This window comes from Streptomyces sp. RLA012 (assembly GCF_056270325.1).
The window spans coordinates 3,742,055-3,762,788 of the sequence record NZ_JBWDPA010000002.1; the positions used below are offsets into that span (position 1 = coordinate 3,742,055).

Sequence of the window (20,734 nt, forward strand, 5' to 3'; positions counted from 1 at the left end):
CATCGAACGCGTGCGCACCGTCACACCACCCTCACTAGTTCGCATTTCAACATTTTAGGTAGACTTCATTCATGGAGACCGAGACGGCCACGCGCTGGCTGACCGATGCGGAGCAGTGCGCCTGGCGCACCCACCTGGAGGTCAACAGGCTGTTGACGTACCAGCTCGAAAGGGACCTGCAGCCATTCGGGCTGACGATGAACGACTACGAGATTCTGGTGAACCTCTCCGAGTCGGAGGGCTTCCGGCTGCGGATGAGCGACCTCGCGGCCGCCACCCTCCAGTCGAAGAGCCGACTCTCGCACCAGATCACCCGCATGGAGAACGCGGACCTGGTCCGGCGTGAGAACTGCGAGTCGGACCGGCGGGGGCTGTTCGCCGTCCTCACCGATCACGGCATGGAGACGATGAAGAAGGTCGCGCCGCATCACGTGGCGTCCGTGCGCAGGCACTTCATGGATCTGCTGTCCCCGGAGGCCCTGGAGGAACTGCACAAGTCGTTGCGACCGATCGCGGAGCATTTGCGGGGGCAGCGCGGCAAGCCGTAGCGGCTCGGTGAATGCGGGCCGACCGTAGCCGCGGGTTGCCTGTCGCTGCGGGTAGTCCGTGGCTGGTCGCGCCGTTCCCCGCGCCCCTAAGGGGCGCAGGTCGGTGCGGGCGTTTCCCTATGGGCTCCGTGCGACGCTCTCGCCGCACGAGCACCCTGCGTTGAGAGCACGCCCACCGCCACCGCCACGACTCCCGCTATCGCAAAGCACAGGCTCAGGGGCAGGTGGCCCACCAGAAGGCCTGCTCCCGCGGTGCCGCCCGCGCTTCCGGCGTTCACCGCGGTGTTGACCCAGGCTCCGGCCTGGGTACGGCGGCCCGGCGGGGCCGCCTCGTCGGCGATCAGGTACGACGTCGTGAGGGCCGGGGCGACGAAGAATCCGGCGCAGGCCACGGCGACGGTCAGGGTGCCGAGGCCGGGAGCGAGGCCCGCGGCCGCCAGGGCGAGGCCCAGGCCGCCCGCCAGCAGCGGCAGCCGCGCCCGTGCGGGCGTACGCCAGTCGACGGCGCCGTTCAGGAGGCCGCCCAGGGCGCTGCCCAGCGACAGTGCGGCGAGCACCCAGGCCACCACGTCGTTCCCGTGCTGATGCCGGGTGGCGTAGGCCATCACCAGAAGGTCGACGGCCCCCACGGACAGGCCGACGCCCGCCGCGACGACGACGGGCTGCAGGAGCGCGCGTCCGTCACGGAAACGGCGCCCGCGCCCTGGGCGTGCGACGGGCTTCGTGACGGCCGGACGTACGCCCGCCACGGCCGGCGACAGGACGAAGGCGAGGGTTCCGGCCCACACCAGCAGGGCGCAGAGCGCGAGCGCGGCGGCCGGGGGTGCGAACTGGACGACCGCGCCCACCAGCAGCGGACCCGAGACGAAGAGGATCTCCTCGGCGATCCCGTCCAGGCTGTACGCCCGCTGCAGGACCCGGTTGTCCTCGATGACCTCGCCCCACAGGGCGCGCACCGTGGGGCCGAGGGGCGGTGTGCAGGCGCCCGCGGTGGCGGCGAGGGCGCCGAGGGCGGGTGCGGGTGTTCCGGGTCGCCAGGCCGCTGTCGCGAGGGTCGCGAGCAGGGTGGCGTAGAGCGCGGCCATCGGGATGAGGGCGCGGCGGGGGCCGTGGTGGTCGATCAGGGCCGCCCTCACGGGTGACAGGAGCACGCTTGTCGCGCCGAACAGGGCCATGACCGTGCCGGCGGCGGCGTACGAGCCGGTGGCCTCGGTCACGCTGAGCATCAGGGCCAGCGAGACCATGCCGTAGGAGAGCCTGCCGATGAGGGCGGCGGTGAAGGTGTGGCGGGTGTGGGGGATGCGGAAGAACGCGGCGTACGAGGGCCGCGGCGCGGGCGCAGACATGTTGGGGTTCCTCGACCGGGAGGTGGACAGGGGTCGCCTGAGTGCCGCGACGGCGCACCCACCGGTGTCCGTCGCGGGCCTGGGCGGGCCCTATGCCAAGAGGAGGAACATGCGCCCTAACGTAACAGCGGGCGCCAAGAGCTGACAGGTACACACACCCCCACCCTCGAGGGGCGCGGGAATCCGGGGCGCAGCCCCGCCCTGGGGGCGCGGGGATTCGGGGCGCGGCCCCGCCTTGGGGGCGCGGGGAACTGCGCGAGCAACCCCCACCGGCCCGCAGGCGAAGAACCCGCCCGGGGTCTGGGGCGGAGCCCCTACCCGCCCCGGGGGCTGGCGGGGGCGAGAAAACCCGCCTCAGCTCTCCGTCAGGCCCTCCACCAACGAGTCCGCCGCCCGGTAGGGATCCAACTCCCCCGCCACGATCCGCTCCGCGAGCGCACTCAGGCGGCGGTCACCATGAAGGTCACCGATACGTTGGCGCAGCGCCGTGACGGCGATCGTCTCGACCTCCTGGGACGCCCGGGCGAGGCGCCGCTCGGCGAGGACACCGTGCTCCTCCATCCAGGCGTGGTGCTTCTCCAGGGCCTCGACGACCTCGTCGATGCCCTCGCCCCGCGCCGCGACCGTCTTCACGATCGGCGGCCGCCAGTCCCCGGGTCCTCGGGACTCGCCGAGCCCGAGCATGTGGTTCAGCTCACGCGCGGTCGCGTCGGCACCGTCCCGGTCGGCCTTGTTCACCACGTACACGTCGCCGATCTCCAGGATTCCGGCCTTCGCCGCCTGGATGCCGTCGCCCATGCCGGGGGCGAGCAGGACCACCGAGGTGTCCGCCTGGGAGGCGATCTCCACCTCCGACTGGCCCACACCGACCGTCTCCACCAGGATCACGTCACAGCCCGCCGCGTCCAGGACGCGGATGGCCTGGGGGGCCGACCAGGCCAGACCGCCCAGATGGCCTCGCGTGGCCATCGAGCGGATGTAGACACCGGGGTCGGAGGCGTGCTCGGACATACGGACACGGTCGCCGAGCAGGGCGCCTCCGGAGAACGGCGAGGACGGGTCGACGGCCAGGACCCCGACCCGCTTGCCCTGCCGCCGGTACGCCGTCACCAGCGCCGAGGTCGAGGTCGACTTGCCCACGCCCGGAGAGCCGGTGAGCCCGACGACGTACGCGTTGCCGGTCAGCGGGGCCAGCGCCGCCATGACCTCGCGCAACTGCGGGGACGCCCCCTCCACCAGGGAGATCAGCCGGGCCACGGCCCGCGGCCTGCCTTCCCTGGCCTGGGCCACCAGCGAGGAGACGTCCTGCATCACAGCTCCGTTCAGATCCGTTCAGAGTCGTACGCACCGAGGTCGTTCACAGTCGTACGCGCCAGGGTCGTACGCATCAGGGTCGTACGGAAAGAGACAACGGCGTCAGGCCTTGGGTACCCGCACGATCAGCGCGTCACCCTGCCCGCCGCCACCGCACAGCGCCGCCGCGCCGACCCCGCCGCCGCGCCGCTTGAGCTCCAGCGCGAGGTGCAGCACGAGGCGGGCGCCGGACATCCCGATCGGGTGACCGAGGGCGATGGCACCACCGTTGACGTTCACCTTTTCCGTGGATACGCCGAGGTCCTTCATTGACTGCACGGCGACCGCGGCGAACGCCTCGTTGATCTCGATCAGGTCGAGATCGGAGACGTCGAGGCCCTCCTTCTTCAGGGCGTGCAGGATCGCGTTCGAGGGCTGGGACTGGAGGGAGTTGTCCGGACCCGCGACGTTCCCGTGCGCGCCGATCTCGGCGATCCACTGGAGACCGAGCTCCTGCGCCTTGGTCTTGCTCATCACGACCACGGCCGCGGCACCGTCGGAGATCTGCGAGGAGGTGCCCGCCGTGATCGTGCCGTCCCGGGTGAAGGCGGGGCGCAGCTTCGCCAGCGAGTCCACCGTGGTCTCGGCGCGGATGCCCTCGTCCTTGCTGAAGACCACGGGCTCGCCCTTGCGCTGCGGAATCTCCACCGGCGTGATCTCCGCCTCGAAGATGCCGTTCTTCTGCGCGGCGGCCGCGCGCTGGTGCGAGAGTGCGGCCACCTCGTCCTGCTCCGGGCGGGCGATGCCGAGGCGCGTGTTGTGCTTCTCCGTCGACTCGCCCATGGCGATGTTCTCGAAGGCGTCGGTGAGACCGTCGTACGCCATCGCGTCGAGCATCTCGATCGCGCCGTACTTGAAGCCCTCGCGGGACTTGGGGAGCAGGTGGGGCGCGTTCGTCATGGACTCCTGGCCGCCCGCGACCACGATGTCGAATTCACCCGCGCGGATCAGCTGGTCCGCGAGCGCGATGGCGTCGAGACCGGACAGACACACCTTGTTGATCGTGAGCGCCGGGACGCTCATCGGGATGCCCGCCTTGACCGCGGCCTGGCGTGCCGGGATCTGCCCCGCCCCGGCCTGCAGCACCTGACCCATGATCACGTACTGCACCTGGTCGCCACCGATCCCCGCACGGTCGAGGGCGGCCTTGATCGCGAAGCCTCCGAGGTCGGCCCCGGAGAAGGACTTCAGCGAGCCCAGCAACCGTCCCATGGGCGTACGGGCACCCGCGACGATCACCGAGGTGCTGTTGTTCGTTCCAGACATGAGGTGCGATCCCCTTACCGGCTGCACAGCCGAGGAGTGAGTGAACGAGTTGGGGGGGTCTGGGAGGATCCCCCCAGATGAGGGTGTACTTGAATGTACTGAGCGGTACGCCAACCGTCATCCGGCAGTCAGTGTGATCGCGCGCACGTTGCGTAACCGCCGCGGGCGCGCTGCACTGACTCCATGCTGACGCGAATCGACCACATCGGGATCGCCTGTTTCGACCTCGACAAGACTGTCGAGTTCTATCGTGCGACGTACGGCTTCGAGGTGTTCCACTCCGAGGTCAACGAGGAGCAGGGTGTCCGCGAGGCCATGCTCAAGATCAACGAGACCTCGGACGGCGGCGCCTCCTACCTCCAGCTCCTGGAACCGACCCGCGAGGACTCGACCGTCGGGAAGTGGCTGGCGAAGAACGGAGAGGGCGTCCATCACATCGCGTTCGGTACGGCGGATGTCGATGCCGATGCCACCGATATCAAGGACAAAGGTGTACGAGTCCTCTACGAAGAGCCCCGACGGGGCTCCATGGGGTCCAGAATCACCTTCCTCCACCCGAAGGATTGCCACGGTGTCCTGACAGAACTGGTCACTTCGGCGACTGTTGAGTCACCTGAGCACTGACCCCCGTATATCTGGGCCGGTAGGGTTGGGAGTGGCCGCTGCCATTTCGGGGCGGCCCAGGGCCCGTCCGAACGACGGGTCCTGAGGTCGTGCCGCCCTGAGGACGGCGTGACCGAGGGCCGGGGTCCAGGTTTCGGGGGACGAGCGTCGGGGCGGCAGCCCGTGCTCCGCTGTTGATCTGACACCATTCCCCGGGGGCCCCGTTCGGCGGATGGACGGGGCTCGTTTGGAGAGACTTGCGACCAGGGGACGGATGGGACCGCGCAGTGCGGGGCTACGAACGCCAGGAGCGAGAGCCGGCGGCTGACGTCGACCACCTCTCTCGGTTCGAGGCCGAGATGGAACGGCTGAAGACCGAGCGGGAGAAGGCCGTCCAGCACGCCGAGGACCTCGGCTATCAGGTCGAGGTGCTGCGCGCCAAGCTGCACGAGGCGCGCCGCAGTCTGGCGACCCGGCCTGCCTACGACAGCGGCGGCGACCTCGGCTATCAGGCCGAGCAGCTGCTCCGTAATGCCCAGATCCAGGCCGATCAGCTGCGCGCCGACGCCGAGCGCGAGATGAGCCAGGCCCGTGCGCAGACGCAGCGCATTCTCCAGGAGCACGCCGAGCAGGCGGCCCGGCTGCAGGCCGAGCTGCACCAGGAGGCGGTCGCGCGCCGCCAGCAGCTCGACCAGGAGCTGTCGGAGCGCCGCCAGACCGTCGAGTCGCACGTCAACGAGAACGTGGCCTGGGCCGAGCAGCTGCGCGCCCGCAGCGAGCAGCAGGCCCGCCGGCTCCTGGAGGAGTCGCGCACCGAGGCCGACCAGGCACTGAGTGCGGCCCGCGCGGAGGCCGAGCGGATCGCCGCCGAGGCCCGCCAGCGGCTGACGAACGACGCCGAGTCGGCCCGCGCGGAGGCCGAGGCGCTGCTGCGCCGGGCCCGCACGGACTCCGAGCGGCTGCTGAACGCGGCCTCGACGCAGGCCCAGGAGGCCACCGACCACGCCGAGCAGCTGCGCAGCTCCACGGCGAACGAGTCGGACAGCGCCCGCCGCCAGGCCACCGAGCTGAGCCGGGCCGCCGAGCAGCGCATGACGGCGGCCGAGGCGGCGCTGCGCGAGGCGCGGGCCGAGGCGGACAAGGTCGTCGCGGAGGCGAAGGAGGCCGCGGCCAAGGCCCTCTCCAGCGCAGAGTCGGCCAACGAGCAGCGCACCCGGACGGCCAAGGAGCAGGTCGCCCGGCTGGTCAGCGAGGCCACCAAGGAGGCCGAGACCACCAGGTCGGACGCCGAGCAGGTGGTCGCGGAGGCCCGCGCCAAGGCCGAGAAGATCATCGCGGAGGCCGACGACAACGCCCGCAGCCTCACCGCCGAGGAGACCGCCTCCCAGCTCGCCAAGGCGGCCCGTACCGCGGAGGACGTCCTCGACAAGGCGTCCGAGGAAGCCAAGACGACCACGAAGGCGGCGGCCGAGGAGGCCGAGCGGATCCGCACCGAGGCCGAGGCCGAGGCGGACCGGCTGCGCGCCGAGGCGCACGACATCGCCGAGCAGCTCAAGGGCACGGCGAAGGACGACACCAAGGAGTACCGCGCCAAGACGGTCGAGCTGCAGGAGGAGGCGCGCCGGCTGCGCGGCGAGGCCGAGCAGCTGCGCGGCGACGCGAACGCCGAGGGCGAGCGGATCCGCTCCGAGGCCCGGCGTGAGGCCGTCCAGCAGATCGAGGAGGCGGCCAAGACCGCCGAGGAGCTGCTCGCGAAGGCCAAGGTGGACGCGGACGAACTCCGCAACACGGCCACCACCGACAGCGAGCGGGTGCGCACCGAGGCCATCGAGCGCGCCACGGCGCTGCGCCGCCAGGCCGAGGACACCCTGGAGCGCACGCGCAAGGAGGCCGAGAACAACCGCGCCGAGGCCGTCGAGCTGGCCGAGACGATCAAGGCGGAGGCCGAGCGGGCCAGCGAGGGGCTGCGCGAGGAGACCGAGCGCGCCATAGCGGCCCGCCGGGCGGATGCCGCCGAGGAACTGACCCGGCTGCACACCGAGGCCGAGCAGCGGCTCACCTCGGCCGAGCAGGCATTGAGCGACGCGCGCGCGGACTCGGAGGGGATCCGCCGCGAGGCCGCCGAGGAGACGGACCGGCTGCGGGGCGAGGCCGCCGAGCGGATCCGTACGCTGCAGGCGCAGGCCGAGGCGGAGGCCGACCGGCTGCGCAACGAGGCCGCCGCGGACGCCTCCACGTCGCGGGCCGAGGGCGAGAACATCGCCGTACGGCTGCGGTCGGAGGCCGCGGCGGAGGCCGAGCGGCTGAAGTCGGAGGCCCAGGACAGCGCCGACCGGGTACGGGCGGAGGCCCAGGCCGCGGCCGAGCGGCTGGCCACCGAGGGCGCCGAGACGCTGGCCGCCGCCCAGGAGGAGGCCGCCCGGCGCCGCCGCGAGGCCGAGGAACTCCTCGGTTCGGCGCGCCAGGAGGCCGACCAGGAGCGCGAGCGGGCCCGCGAGCAGAGCGAGGAGCTCCTCGCCTCCGCGCGCAACCGTGTCGAGGAGGCCCAGGCCGAGGCCGTACGGCTGATCGAGGAGGCCGACCGGCGCGCGACCGAGATGGTCTCCAGCGCCGAGCAGACCGCGCAGCAGGTGCGCGACTCCGTGGCGGGGCTGCACGAGCAGGCCCAGGACGACATCGCCGGTCTGCGCAGCGCCGCCGAGCACGTGGTGGACCGGATGCGGACCGAGGCGCAGGAGGAGGCGGACCGGGTCCGCGCCGACGCCTACGCGGAGCGGGAGCGGGCCTCCGAGGACGCGAGCCGTATCCGGCGCGTGGCGGCCGAGGAGACGGACGCCGCCAAGGCCCTTGCCGAGCGGACCGTCTCGGACGCGATCGCCGAGTCCGAGCGGCTGCGTTCGGAAGCCGCCGAGCTCACCCAGCGGGCGCGCACCGAGGCGTCGGACACCGTCGCGAACGCCGAGCAGGAGGCTTCGCGCGCCCGCGGGGACGCCCGGGAGGACGCCAACCGGATCCGTTCGGACGCGGCCACGCAGGCGGACACGCTCATCAACGAGTCGCGCGCCGAGGCGGAGCGGCTGACGAACGAGACGAACGCCGAGGCCGAGCGGGTCCGTACGGAGTCCAGGGCCAAGGCCGAGCAGCTGCTCTCGGACGCGACCGGGGACGCGGAGCGGCTGCGCGCCGAGGCCGCCGACACGGTCGGTTCCGCGCAGCAGCACGCCGAGCGGATCCGCACCGAGGCCGAGCGGGTCAAGGCCGAGGCGGCGGCGGAGGCCGAGCGGGTCACGTCCGCCGCGCGTGACGAGGCGGACCGGACCCTTGACGCGGCGCGCCGGGAGGCCAACAAGCGGCGTTCCGAGGCGGCCGAGCAGGTCGACACCCTCATCTCCGAGACCGCCTCCGAGGCCGACAAGCTGCTCACCGAGGCGCAGCAGAGCGCGCAGAAGACCACCGCGGACGCCGAGGCGCAGGCCGACTCCATGGTGGGCGCCGCACGCAATGAGGCCGAGCGGCTGGTCTCCGAATCGACCGTCGAGGGCAACTCCCTGGTGGAGCGGGCCCGCACGGACGCGGACGAGCTGCTGATCGGCGCGCGCCGGGACGCGACGGCCATAAGGGAGCGGGCGGAGGAGCTGCGCGACCGCATCACCACCGAGATCGAGGAGCTGCACCAGCGGGCCCGCCGCGAGTCGGCCGAGACGATGAAGACGGCCGGCGAGCGCTGTGACGCACTGATCAGAGCCGCCGAGGACCAGCTCGCCGAGGCCCAGGCGAAGGCGAAGGACCTGGTCTCGGAGGCCAACTCCGAGGCGAGCAAGGTGCGCATCGCCGCGGTCAAGAAGGCCGAGGGGCTCCTCAAGGAGGCCGAGCAGAAGAAGAGCTCGCTCATCGCCGAGGCGACGGAGATCAAGGCCGAGGCCATCCGCGAGGCGCGGGCCGCGGTGGAGGAGGGCAAGCGCGAGCTCGAAGTGCTCATCCGCCGTCGCGAGGACATCAATGCCGAGATTTCCCGTGTCCAGGACGTCCTGGAGGCGTTGGAATCCTTTGAGGCCCCGTCCGTCGGCAAGGATGGTGGGGTCAAAGCGGGCGCCGCCGCCGGCGCAACTCGTTCGAGTGGCAAGTCGTCAGAGGGCTAGCCAGAACCACCCATTTCGTGCTTTGTACGGATCTTTGCCACAGGTTCTGGCAAGCCCTCTGACAGTCAGCCACCCAAAAGGAGTCTCATTCTCCAGATCAAACACGTATCCGCTCGATGACACACCGCTTTGGCCCCTAGGATTCCCCCTATCACCTCACCGGTCTCATTCGACAGGAACCCCATGAGCGACACTTCCCCCTACGGCTTCGAGCTTGTGCGGCGTGGGTACGACCGCGCTCAGGTGGACGAACGCATTTCGAAGCTCGTCTCCGACCGTGACAGCGCTCTGGCCCGTATCACTGCTCTCGAAAAGCGCATCGAGGAGCTCCACCTCGAAACGCAGAACGCCCAGGCCCAGGTCAGCGACGCCGAGCCGTCGTACGCGGGTCTCGGCGCACGCGTCGAGAAGATCCTCCGCCTCGCCGAGGAGGAGGCGAAGGATCTGCGCGAGGAGGCCCGTCGCGCGTCCGAGCAGCACCGTGAGCTCGCCGAGTCCGCCGCTCAGCAGGTCCGCAACGACGCAGAATCGTTCGCTGCAGACCGCAAGTCCAAGGCGGAGGACGAGGGCGTCCGGATCGTCGAGAAGGCCAAGAGCGACGCCTCTCAGCTGCGCCAGGAGGCGCAGAAGGACGCGCAGTCCAAGCGCGAGGAGGCGGACGCCCTCTTCGAGGAGACCCGCGCCAAGGCCGCGCAGGCCGCCGCCGACTTCGAGACGAACCTCGCCAAGCGCCGCGAGCAGTCCGAGCGCGACCTGGCGTCGCGTCAGGCCAAGGCCGAGAAGCGTCTCGCGGAGATCGAGCACCGCGCGGAGCAGCTCCGCCTGGAGGCCGAGAAGCTGCGCACGGACGCCGAGCGCCGCGCCCGCCAGACGGTCGAGACGGCCCAGCGCCAGGCCGAGGACATCGTGGCCGACGCGAACGCCAAGGCCGACCGCATCCGCTCGGAGTCCGAGCGCGAGCTGGCGGCACTGACGAACCGTCGCGACTCGATCAACGCACAGCTCACGAACGTCCGCGAGATGCTCGCGACGCTCACGGGCGCCGCGGTGGCCGCAGCGAGCACGCCGGCCGAGGACGAGCCGATCTCCCGTGGGGTTCCGGCCCAGCAGACCCGGTAGTTCCGGTCCGGTTCCCGGTATCGGCTCCGGCCCGCATCCCTCCTCGGGATGCGGGCCGTTGTCGTGCGAGGCGGGGGCTCCCCGAAGGGGTACGGGGCTGTGCCGTTCCGCGGCTCCGCCGTGTGGTTGCGCCACGCTCTGATGACGCGCCAGCAAACCACGGTGAACAAGCGGCAAAGACCCCCTCGCTCAGGTGGCACGGCCCCACGCGTCGCCCTACCGTGGCCGCATGATCGAGCTTGAGGGGCTGACCAAGCGGTACGGCGAGAAGGTGGCGGTCAACAATCTGACCTTCGCCGTCAGGCCGGGCATCGTGACAGGGTTCCTCGGGCCGAACGGCGCCGGCAAGTCCACCACCATGCGGATGATGCTCGGTCTCGACCGCCCCACCGCGGGCGACGTACGGATCGACGGGCAGCACTACGACCATCTCAAGGACCCGCTGAAGTACATCGGCGCCCTGCTCGACGCCAAGGCCATGCACGGCGGCCGCAGCGCCTTCAACCATCTCCTCTGCCTGGCCCAGAGCAACGGCATCCCGACGGCACGGGTGCACGAGGTCCTGGACACCGTCGGTCTGACCGCGGTCGCCAAGAAGAAGGCCAAGGGCTTCTCCCTCGGTATGGGCCAGCGGCTCGGCATCGCGGGCGCGCTGCTCGGCGACCCGCGGATCCTGATGTTCGACGAGCCGGTCAACGGCCTCGACCCCGAGGGCATCCACTGGATCCGCAATCTGATGAAGTCGCTGGCGGCCCAGGGCCGTACGGTCTTCGTCTCCTCGCACCTGATGAGCGAGATGGCGCTGACCGCCGACCACCTCGTCGTCATCGGCCAGGGACGCCTCCTCGCCGACACCTCCATGGCCGACTTCATCCAGCAGAACTCGCGGTCGTACGTCCGGATCCGCTCCCCTCAGCGCGAGCGGCTGCTCGATGTGCTGCACGGGGCGGGCATCACGGTCGTCGAGAGCGGCAGCGGCGCGCTGGAGGTGGACGGCGCGAAGTCCGAGCACATCGGTGAGCTGGCCGCGCAGCACCAGCTCGTGCTGCACGAGCTGAGCCCCCAGCAGGCCTCCCTGGAGGAGGCGTTCATGCAGCTGACCGCGGAGTCGGTGGAGTACCACGCGCACACCGAGGCCCCGTCCCAGGAGTGGGCCGGCGGCTGGAACAAGGAGACCTGAGCATGGCGGCGACCCAGGTCCTGAAGTCGGAGTGGACCAAGATCCGGTCGGTGGCGTCCACCGTCTGGACGCTCAGCCTCGCCGCGGTCGTCACGATCGCGCTCGGCATCCTGATCTCGCTGTTGTCGAAGAACGAGTTCGACAAGATGAACCACAAGGACCAGCTCTCCTTCGACCCGACGTACATCAGCTTCGCGGGGATGAGTCTCGGTCAGCTCGCGATGATCGTGTTCGGGGTGCTCGTGGTCGGCAACGAGTACAGCACCGGCATGATCCGCACCTCGCTGGCCGCGGTCCCGCAGCGCGCCGCGTTCCTCTTCAGCAAGATCACGGTGGCGGCGGGGCTCGCCCTCGTCGTCGGCATGATCACCAGCTTCATCGCCTTCTTCCTGGGGCAGGCGGCGCTCGGCACGCACAAGGCGTCGATCAGCGATCCCGGCGTGCTGCGCGCGGTGCTCGGCGGCGGGATCTACATGACGCTCATCGCCGTCTTCTCGATGGGGGTCGCGACGATGCTGCGCAGCCCGATGCTCTCGCTCGGCATACTGATGCCGTTCTTCTTCCTGATCTCCAACATCCTCGGCGCCGTCTCCGCGACGAAGAAGATCGGCCGCTATCTCCCGGACCAGGCCGGCAGCAAGATCATGCGGGTGGTGACCCCGATCGGCGACGACACTCCGTACGGACCCTGGGGCGGCCTCGCGATCATGGCGCTGTGGGTGGTCGCGGCGCTCGCCGGAGGCTATGCGCTGCTCAAGAGGCGGGACGCGTAGGTCTCGTCGGCAGGAAGTGAAGGTCCTGTGGGCGGGCGCGAAGGTCTCGCGGGTGAGTGCGGGGCTCCGTTTTCGGCCTGACCAGGGGCGACGGGTACCTGACAAATACAGGGATCCAGGTACGTCGCGGGGTAGAACTCCTACTCGATCTCTCCCCCGCGTGACCTGCATGGTTTTACTTTCTCTTGAGTGGAACCGTCAGCGCCCCGATATCCTCCTAACCCTTACGGGGGCGTGCGCCCCGACGTCCTGAACCTTTCGATGGGTGCGGAGCATGATCGAGGCAGTCGGCCTGACGAAGCGCTACGGCGCCAAGACAGCCGTGTACAACCTTTCCTTCCAGGTGCGACCGGGCGCCGTCACCGGCTTCCTCGGGCCCAACGGCTCGGGCAAGTCGACGACCATGCGGATGATCCTCGGTCTCGACAACCCCACCTCGGGGCAGGTGACCATCGGCGGCTTCCCCTACCGCAAGCTGCCCAACGCGCCCCGTCAGGTCGGCGCGCTCCTCGACGCCAAGGCCGTGCACGGCGGCCGGCACGCCCGCAACCATCTGCTCTGCCTCGCCCAGCTGTCGGGCATCCCGGCCCGCCGCGTGGACGAGGTGCTCGGTGTCGTCGGCCTCCAGGACGTGGCCAGGAAACGCTCCAAGGGCTTCTCGCTCGGCATGGGCCAGCGGCTCGGCATCGCCGCCGCCCTCCTCGGCGACCCCCAGGTGCTGCTCTTCGACGAGCCGGTCAACGGCCTCGACCCCGAGGGCATCCTCTGGGTCCGCAACCTCATGAAGGCGCTCGCGGCGGAGGGCCGTACGGTCTTCGTCTCCTCGCACCTGATGAGCGAGATGGCGCTGACCGCCGACCACCTGATCGTGATCGGCCGCGGTCAGCTGCTCGCCGACCAGAGCATCAAGGAATTCATCTCGCACAACTCGGCCGACTTCGCCCGGGTCCGCACCCCGGAGACCGAGCCGCAGCAGCGCGAGAAGCTGACCGCCGCGCTCACCGAGGCGGGCGGCCAGGTGCTGCCCGAGCAGGACGGGGCGCTGCGGGTCATGGGGCTGCCGCTGCCCCGCATCAGTGACCTCGCGCACACCGCCGACGTACGCCTGTGGGAGCTGTCGCCGCACCAGGCCTCGCTGGAGGAGGCGTACATGCGCATGACGCAGGGCGCCGTCGACTACCGCTCGACCATCGACCAGAAGGCCGGACTCCAGCAGGAACTGCCGCCCGGCGCCATGCCGCCGCCGCAACAGCTGCCGGTCGCGGGCCAGGGGCAGCCCGGCTGGTACGCACCGCCGCCGCCGCAGCAGGGCGGACAGCCGTTCGCGATGCCGCAGGGCGCCCCGCAGACGGGCCCCTACGGCGCTCCCGGCGCCCCGGCGGCTCCGGCGACCGTGGACGTCAACCCGTACGCCCAGCCCGCGCCCCAGGCCCTCGCACAGCCGCCCGCCGCGCCTGCCGCGCCCGCGACGCCCGCCGCCCCCGACCTGACCAAGCCCGAGGACGCCCGATGAGCACGCCCCAGCCCCCGATGCCGCAGCAGACCGCCGCTGCCCCCAACTGGCAGACGGCGCCCGGCACTTCGTACAGCTCGCCGATCCCGGTCACCCGCACGCACCTCGGCCACGCGCTCGCCTCCGAGTGGACGAAGATCAAGTCGGTGCGCTCCACGATGTGGACGCTCGGCGTCTTCCTGCTGCTGGTGATCGGCATCGGCTTCCTGGTCGCCGCGCAGACCCAGGACTCCGACTTCAACGACGCGCCCTACACGATCCCGGCCTTCTTCGGGCTGATCCTCGGCCAGATCTGCCTGATCACCCTGGGCGTCCTGGTGGTCTCGTCCGAGTACGGCACGGGGATGATCCGGACGACCTTCACCGCCTCGCCGCAGCGGTACCGGGTGCTCGCCGCCAAGCTGATCATCTTCTTCGCGGTCGCGTTGGCCGTCTCGGTCTTCGCCATCGGCCTGGTCGGCCTGCTGACCGCGGGGATGCACAGTGGCGCCTCGCACGCCCCGTGGGCCGGCACGGTCGTCAAGGGCTCGCTGTACGTCTCGCTGCTCGGGGTGCTGTCGCTCGCGGTGGGCTCGATGCTGCGCCACTCGGCGGGCGCGATCACCACGATGCTCGGTGTCGTCCTGGTGCCCGCGATCCTGCCCGCGTTCCTGATGATGTCCCAGGGCATGCGCACGTTCGGCGAGAAGATGCAGGAGTACGCCGCTCCCAACGCCCTCGCCAGGATCTTCGTGCTGGACAGCGAGGACGGCACCGGCGGCGCGCAGCTCGGTCTGCTGGCCGGGGTCACGGCGGTGGCGATCGCCGGCGCGTTCGTGCTGCTGGAGCGCCGGGACGTGTGACGGGGAAGTCGCCTAGAACCGCGGCGCGTTACGGGACCGCTGCACCCGCGAGGTGCGGCGGTCCTTCGCGTTCCAACAGGCCTTGTGCCAGTGCCGCCGGTCGTCGACGCCCGAGTGCTCCGGCCAGGCCACCACGTGCGGGACTCCGGAGGGGATCATCTGGTCGCAGCCCGGGCAGCGGTAGGTCTTGCCCTCGGCGCTGGCGCCCGCCACATGGCGCACGCTCCACTCCTCGCCCTGCCAGCTCTCCGTGGACTGCCAGCCGCCGTACCGCCCTGAGCGGTCGTCCTCTTCGGGGGGCGCACTCCGGCCGGAGGAGTCGGAACCCTTGGGACGGTTGCGACGCGGGGACACAGGACACCTCACGGAGCTATACAGGGAGCAGGGGTCTTCTCCAGCCTACGCGGCCCGTACGGGGGTAGGCGTACTCCACCAACCCCCACAGATCGCCCTCCCGTCGGTCCATTCTGCAGACAATCCGCAAATCTCTCCGACAGGCCGTGTCTTCGGCACGTGTCGGGCGGTTATGCCGGTGGGGGAGCTCCGCGTCGGAGCCGAGGAAGCAGGAAGCACCATGCACGTTGGAAGTTTTGTACTGGCGGCCCAGTTCCCGGGCCAGGGTCAGGGGGAGGCCCTGCACCGCGCGGTGCGGACGGCCGAGGTGTCCGAGGAAGCCGGGCTCGACGCGGTCTGGCTGGCCGAGCACCACTTCGTGCCGTACGGGACCTGCCCGTCGGCCGTCACGCTCGCCGCCCTGCTGCTCGGCCGCACCCGCCGCATCTGCGTCGGTACGGCGGTCAGCGTACTGCCCACCGTCCACCCCGTGGCCCTCGGCGAACAGGCCGCCCTGCTGCACATGACGTCCGGCGGCCGCTTCACCCTGGGTGTGGGGCGCGGCGGACCCTGGGTGGACCTGGAGGTCTTCGGCTCGGGACTCGAAGCGTACGAGAAGGGGTTCCCGGAATCACTCGATCTGCTGGTGCGCTGGCTGCGCGAGCCGTCCGTCGAGGGCCGCGGCGAGCGGTTCAGGTTCCGTGAAGTGCCCGTCGTGCCCCGGCCGTCGGAGGCGCTGAGCGGCTCCCCGGGCCCCGAGGTCGTCGTGGCCTGCACCTCACCGGCGAGCGTGCGGCTCGCGGCCGAGCGCGGTCTGCCGATGCTTCTCGGGATGCATGTCGGTGACGAGGAGAAGGCCGAAATGGTGGCCCTGTGGCGGCAGTACGCACGTGTGGCGGGCCGCCCGGCGCACGAGATCCTCCGCGCGGGCCATGTCTCGGCCGGTGTCTGCCAGATCGCGGACCGCCGCACCGACGCCGTCGAGGCACTCGTCAAGGCGATGCCGGGCTGGCTGAAGCAGGGGCTGGACGCGCATGTGACGGTCGACGGCCGGGCCCGCACGATGCGCGACCCGCTGGCGTACACGGAACTGCTCTGCGGGCTGCACCCGGTGGGTACGCCGCGGCTGTGCGCCGACCGGCTCGCGGCCACCTCGGAACGCACCGGCATCTCCCGCTTCGCCCTCCTCGTCGAGGGCTCCGGCGACCTGGCCGCGACGGAGGAGAACGTCCGCCGGCTCGGCACCGAGGTGCTCCCCCACCTCGGCTGAGGCAGGGCAGGGTGTGCGGGCCCGGGCGTGGGCGAGGGCGCCCCGGGCCCTGTGCAGGTCTCCAGGGCCCCGTGCGGGTGCCTCGCGGGCGAACGGCCCTCCAGCAGGAGGGGCGATGCCACCCGGCACCCCAACGGGCCTCCCCCACAGCCGACTTGTCCCGCCCCGCGGCCTGGACAACGCGGCCCTGCGACCCGACGGACCCACCCGCCCCCGCGGTCCGCGTCCCACTCCCGAGATCCGCCTCCCCCACGGTCCGCGTCCCGCCGTTCGGCTCGGCGAACCCGGGGGGGGAGCCTGCCGCCCCGTACAAATGCACCTCCCGCGTACGGAGCGGCAAGCCGAGCGTCATCAAGGCGTCACGTCAGCAGTCGCGGAACTCCGGCGACTGGTTCAGCAACTGACTGCGCACCGAGGTGAAGCGTGCCAGCGTGTCGTCCACTGAGGAGTCCAGTGGGAACACCGCCACCCGGTGGCAGTTCTGGAAAGCCAGCCGCACACCGAAGTGCTGCTGCAGCGCGCCGCGTATCGCATCACTCGCGAGCGCACGCAGCAGCTGGCCACGCGCCTGCTCGTCCGGCGGAGGCGTCTGGTTGTCGGCGAAGTTGCCGCCGTCCACCTTCAGCTGAGCCACCAGGGAGCTGATCATCTCCCATGCGTAGGGCAGGGAGGTCCGGACGCAGTCGACGAATTCAGCTTCGTCGACCTCGCCTCGCTCGGCCTTTTCGAGTAGGGCCGGTGAGACGTCGAGCGACATGGGTTCTCCTCTCGCACCCCCAGGCCTCGGGGGTTGCCGGACAGGTAAGGGAGCCGCGATGTCCAACACGCTGAGTACACGCATCGCGACCTCCCGTTTATACGGTAAGCAACGGACGGTGACGGCACCAGGAGAATGCGCGCATAGCGAACTCCCAGTAGGCACACAATCAGCCACTACCGAACAGGCGTCTTCCAGGGCGAATCGCGTGCACCTGTGCCCGTCGAGTAGCGTTGCCGACCATGCGTCTCGTCATTGCCCGCTGTTCCGTTGACTACGCGGGCCGGCTCACCGCCCATCTTCCGTCGGCCCCCCGCCTCATCCTGGTGAAGGCGGACGGCAGCGTCTCGATCCACGCGGACGACCGGGCCTACAAGCCCCTCAACTGGATGTCGCCCCCCTGCACGTTGAAGGAGGGTTCGGGCGACGAGGAGGGCGTCTGGACCGTCATCAACAAGGCGGGCGAGAAACTCATCATCACGATGGAGGAGATCCTCCACGACTCCTCGCACGAACTCGGCGTGGACCCGGGCCTGATCAAGGACGGCGTGGAAGCACACCTCCAGGAGCTCCTCGCGGACCGCATCGAAACCCTCGGCGAGGGCTACACGCTCATCCGCCGCGAGTACATGACGGCCATCGGCCCCGTCGACATCCTGTGCCGCGACGCCGAGGGCCGGACCGTGGCCATCGAGATCAAGCGGCGCGGCGAGATCGACGGCGTGGAGCAGCTCACCCGCTATCTGGAGCTGCTGAACCGCGACCCGCACCTCGCGCCGGTCCGCGGCATCTTCGCCGCCCAGGAGATCAAACCGCAGGCCCGCGTCCTCGCCACGGACCGCGGCATCGGCTGCACGGTCCTGGACTACAACGCGCTGCGCGGCATCGAGGACGACAAGCTGCGACTGTTCTGACGGCCACCCGGCTCACGCGACGAGCCACGACAACAGGCAGGAGGGAGGGCCGGGTCCGACTTCGGACCCGGCCCTCCCGTCCGTCTCCGTGTTTCTGCCTGTCTCCGTGCCGCTCAGATCACCGAGCCGCTCGGCGAGCCGACGGCGCCGCTGCTCTGCGGGACGGTCGCCGCACTGCTTTCCGGTGCGCCTGCGGTGGCGCTCGCCGGGACGCTGGAAGCGGGGCCGCTGGCGGAGTTCGACAAGGACGGGCTCGGCGAAGTGCTGGTCGGCGGCGTCTCGGAGGGCGTCTCCGACGGGCTCTGGGACGGCGACGAGCTCGTCGACTTCGAAGGCGACGGCGACGGGCTCTTGGTCGGCGGCGTCGAAGTCGACTTGGACGGCGACGGAGACGTACCGCCACCGCCACCCCCATGCGTCCCGCTCGGCGTGTCCGACGGCTGCCCGCTGGTGCCGGCCGGCGGCGTCGGATCGTCCGAGGTCCCGTACGTGCCGTCGGGCCCCGGATCCGTCGGCGCGGTCACCACGCCCGCGTCGCTGCCGCCCCCGCCGTCCTTCTTGGCCTTGTCCGCGCCGAGGCTGTCGTCCTGGCCGCCCTGGCTGGCCGACGGGTTGACGCCGACCTTCTCGGACGGGGTGTCACCGTTGTTGTTCGAGGTCGCGCCGAGCGTCACCACGGTGCCGAGCACGGCGGCGAGGAGCGCGCCCGCGCCCGCGGCCACCAGATTGCGCCGGGTGCCGCTCACCAGCCGGCTGCCGACGCCCACCCGCTTCACCGGCAGGCCCGGTTCGACCCGGTTGGTGACCAGCGTCGAGGGCTCCAGGGCCGGGGCGGGCAGCGCGAACGCGGCCGGTACGCCACCGGGCGGCGACGCCGACTCCTCGTGCCGCGCGTCGGGCACCTCCTCGCCCGCCGCCGTGCGCCCGCCGGGCAGGACGGCCCCGGAGCGGTCGGCGACCAGCGCGAGGGCGCGGCGGCCCGCCACGGTGCCGCGCTTGTCGGCGAGGGCACCGCGCAGCCCGATGGACGACTCCAGCTCGGCGCGGGCCCGGTCCAGCGAGCCGCCGCAGAGCGCGAGGATGCCCAACTCGTGGTGGAAGTAGGCCTGTTCGCCGACCTCACCGGCGAGCCGGGAGGCCTCGGCGCCGGCCCGCAGCGCCCGCTCCCAGGCGCTCCAGTGCAGTCCCCCGGCGAACGCGGGCGCGGCCGCGCGGGCCAGCTGCACGGCGATGCTCTCGTCCTGCTCGTCGACCGGGGGCGCGGTGAGCGGGACCAGGACGGCGAGCGCGGCGAGAAGGGCGTCGGCCTCGGCGCAGACCCGCTCCGGAGTGACCGAGGGATGCCCGGCCCACCAGGCGTAGTGCTGGGCCGCGGTGCGGGCCTGCTCCTCGATCCCGTCGGCGTATCCGGCGACCTCCAGCTGGGCCTGCACACCGGCCGCGAGCCGGTAGCGGGAGCCGACCGGGGAGACCAGCGCGCAGCCCGCGAGTTCGGCGAGCGCGGCGTCGGCGTGGGTGTCGTCCACGAGGGCGGGCAGATGCGTCTGGTGCGGCACCTCGCCGTCGAGCGCCATGGCGAAGCGCAGGGTGGCACGGGCCGAAGCGCTGAGCCGGGAGGCGAGCAGCGCGGCGGGCGCGGCCCCTTCGGCGAGCGAGGGCAGCGGTACGTCATTACCGCCGGCCGCCTCGAAGGGCGCGTCGACCGGGGCGTCCTGGAAGACGCCGAAATCGTCGAAGACGTCCTCGTTGGCCTGCAGCCGGTCGCGCTGCCGCAGCAGCGCCCCCGCCTGCATGAAGCGCAGCGGCAGTCCCTCGGACTCGAACCAGAGGTCGCCCGCCCAGTTCGACTCCTCCTCGGTGAGCACACGTCCGACGGTCCGCTCCAGCAGTTCCAGACCGCTGCTGCGGTCGAGTCCGCCGAGGAACACCTCTTCGAGGAGGGAGTCGGCGGAGGGTGCGGGGACATCGGGGGTCGCGGCGATGACGAAGGCGCACTCGGGCGTGGCGTCGAGGAGTTCGTCGAGCGCGCTGCCGCCGATCTCCACGTCGTCGAGGACGACGACCGCGCCGATTCCGTGGAGGAGTTCGAGCAGTTCGTCCCGTTCCGGTCGGTACAGGGGCGCGTTGTAGACGGCGGCGAACAGGTCGTGGAGCAGGTCGGCCGCGGTGCGCCGGTACCCGGACAGCCGGACGACACCGTCGGGGGCGAGGTCCGCGCAGTCCTCGGCGACGGCGTCGAGCAGGCTGCTGCGGCCGGAGCCGGCGGGGCCGGTGAGACGTACGGAACGCCCGCGCGCCAGCAGGCGGACGAGCCCCTCGCGCTCCGCCTGGCGCTCCAGCAGCGGCAGTCGGGGCTGAGCCGGTCCTGGCGGTACGGGCGGCCGGGCGGCGCGGGCCAGCTCGGCGCGCTCGGTGGCACTGAACTTCGTCGGCCGCTGCGGCCGCTCCCCGGGCGGGCAGGCCTCTATCTCGCTGCCGTCGACGGGGTTGACGGTGAGCAGGAAGTCGCCCGAGACCAGTTGGACGGTACGGGCGAGTGCGGGCGAGTGCTGACCCAGGTCAGCGGTGAGCGGATCACGCGGCGGGCGCGAGCGAGGCGCCTGGCCGTCGTCGTCATGGCCGTGCTCTTCGGGTTCCCGGTTGTTCGGGTCCATGTTCCAAGCCCCCCAAAAGCGTCGTGTGCGGATTCTGTCGCCGGGAGTCCGGTGACAGGACCCAGGCCCCTCCCGGCCTTGCTGCACACCGCGCTGTCGCTTCTGGTCCGGTGCCCGCTCGTAG

General features: G+C 71.3%; 16 protein-coding genes. 10 read left to right on the forward strand and 6 right to left on the reverse strand.

Annotated elements, in window-relative coordinates:
- The first annotated feature begins 71 nt into the window (after nucleotides 1–71).
- The gene (locus tag RV986_RS16855; protein WP_168511268.1) at nucleotides 72–548 is read left to right on the forward strand and encodes a MarR family winged helix-turn-helix transcriptional regulator; all 477 of its coding nucleotides are present in this window, start codon (nucleotides 72–74) and stop codon (nucleotides 546–548) included.
- Between the two features lie 86 nt (nucleotides 549–634).
- Here RV986_RS16855 and RV986_RS16860 read toward each other — a convergent pair whose 3' ends face one another.
- From RV986_RS16860 to RV986_RS16870, 3 genes are all read right to left on the reverse strand, one after another.
- Nucleotides 635–1,894: an MFS transporter gene (locus RV986_RS16860; protein ID WP_475918195.1), complete on the reverse strand. Its 1,260-nt coding sequence runs from the start codon at nucleotides 1,892–1,894 to the stop codon at nucleotides 635–637.
- A 354-nt stretch (nucleotides 1,895–2,248) separates the two neighbouring features.
- Nucleotides 2,249–3,205, reverse strand: coding sequence for a methylmalonyl Co-A mutase-associated GTPase MeaB (gene meaB, locus RV986_RS16865; protein WP_319746180.1), 957 nt, complete (start codon nucleotides 3,203–3,205; stop codon nucleotides 2,249–2,251).
- 105 nt (nucleotides 3,206–3,310) lie between these two features.
- Entirely contained in the window at nucleotides 3,311–4,513 is a 1,203-nt protein-coding gene (locus RV986_RS16870; protein WP_475918196.1) for an acetyl-CoA C-acetyltransferase, read from the reverse strand.
- 183 nt (nucleotides 4,514–4,696) lie between these two features.
- On the opposite strand from RV986_RS16870, the gene mce reads away from it, so the two are divergent.
- From mce to RV986_RS16905, 7 genes are all read left to right on the forward strand, one after another.
- Nucleotides 4,697–5,137, forward strand: coding sequence for a methylmalonyl-CoA epimerase (mce, locus tag RV986_RS16875; RefSeq protein WP_475918197.1), 441 nt, complete (start codon nucleotides 4,697–4,699; stop codon nucleotides 5,135–5,137).
- Between the two features lie 266 nt (nucleotides 5,138–5,403).
- The gene (gene scy, locus RV986_RS16880; RefSeq protein ID WP_475918198.1) at nucleotides 5,404–9,255 is read left to right on the forward strand and encodes a polarized growth protein Scy; all 3,852 of its coding nucleotides are present in this window, start codon (nucleotides 5,404–5,406) and stop codon (nucleotides 9,253–9,255) included.
- 183 nt (nucleotides 9,256–9,438) lie between these two features.
- Nucleotides 9,439–10,374, forward strand: a complete 936-nt coding sequence (locus tag RV986_RS16885) for a coiled-coil domain-containing protein (protein WP_099920630.1) — start codon at nucleotides 9,439–9,441, stop codon at nucleotides 10,372–10,374.
- A 229-nt stretch (nucleotides 10,375–10,603) separates the two neighbouring features.
- Nucleotides 10,604–11,554 (forward strand): ABC transporter ATP-binding protein, encoded by a 951-nt coding sequence (locus RV986_RS16890; RefSeq protein WP_475918199.1) that lies wholly within the window; start codon nucleotides 10,604–10,606, stop codon nucleotides 11,552–11,554.
- A gap of 2 nt (nucleotides 11,555–11,556) precedes the next feature.
- Nucleotides 11,557–12,327, forward strand: a complete 771-nt coding sequence (locus tag RV986_RS16895) for an ABC transporter permease (protein WP_475918200.1) — start codon at nucleotides 11,557–11,559, stop codon at nucleotides 12,325–12,327.
- 274 nt (nucleotides 12,328–12,601) lie between these two features.
- Nucleotides 12,602–13,840: an ABC transporter ATP-binding protein gene (locus RV986_RS16900; protein ID WP_475918201.1), complete on the forward strand. Its 1,239-nt coding sequence runs from the start codon at nucleotides 12,602–12,604 to the stop codon at nucleotides 13,838–13,840.
- The gene (locus RV986_RS16905; RefSeq protein ID WP_475918202.1) at nucleotides 13,837–14,682 is read left to right on the forward strand and encodes an ABC transporter permease; all 846 of its coding nucleotides are present in this window, start codon (nucleotides 13,837–13,839) and stop codon (nucleotides 14,680–14,682) included. The genes RV986_RS16900 and RV986_RS16905 overlap by 4 nt, the downstream gene beginning before the upstream one ends.
- A 12-nt stretch (nucleotides 14,683–14,694) precedes the next feature.
- On the opposite strand, the gene RV986_RS16910 is transcribed toward RV986_RS16905, so the two are convergent.
- Nucleotides 14,695–15,036: an ATP/GTP-binding protein gene (locus tag RV986_RS16910; protein ID WP_475918203.1), complete on the reverse strand. Its 342-nt coding sequence runs from the start codon at nucleotides 15,034–15,036 to the stop codon at nucleotides 14,695–14,697.
- 220 nt (nucleotides 15,037–15,256) lie between these two features.
- Between RV986_RS16910 and RV986_RS16915 the strand changes: the two genes are divergently transcribed.
- A complete protein-coding gene (locus tag RV986_RS16915; protein WP_475918204.1) occupies nucleotides 15,257–16,285 on the forward strand; it encodes an LLM class flavin-dependent oxidoreductase in 1,029 nt (342 codons plus the stop codon).
- A gap of 364 nt (nucleotides 16,286–16,649) precedes the next feature.
- Here the strand turns inward: RV986_RS16915 and RV986_RS16920 are convergent, their stop codons facing one another.
- Nucleotides 16,650–17,042, reverse strand: coding sequence for an SCO5389 family protein (locus RV986_RS16920; protein ID WP_475918205.1), 393 nt, complete (start codon nucleotides 17,040–17,042; stop codon nucleotides 16,650–16,652).
- A gap of 242 nt (nucleotides 17,043–17,284) precedes the next feature.
- Here RV986_RS16920 and nucS point away from each other — a divergent pair, with 242 nt between their 5' ends.
- Complete coding sequence (gene nucS / locus RV986_RS16925; protein WP_475918206.1) at nucleotides 17,285–17,956, forward strand: endonuclease NucS; 672 nt, start codon at nucleotides 17,285–17,287, stop codon at nucleotides 17,954–17,956.
- A 113-nt stretch (nucleotides 17,957–18,069) separates the two neighbouring features.
- Here the strand turns inward: nucS and RV986_RS16930 are convergent, their stop codons facing one another.
- Complete coding sequence (locus tag RV986_RS16930; RefSeq protein WP_475918207.1) at nucleotides 18,070–20,610, reverse strand: ATP-binding protein; 2,541 nt, start codon at nucleotides 20,608–20,610, stop codon at nucleotides 18,070–18,072.
- Between the last annotated feature and the right edge of the window lie 124 nt (nucleotides 20,611–20,734).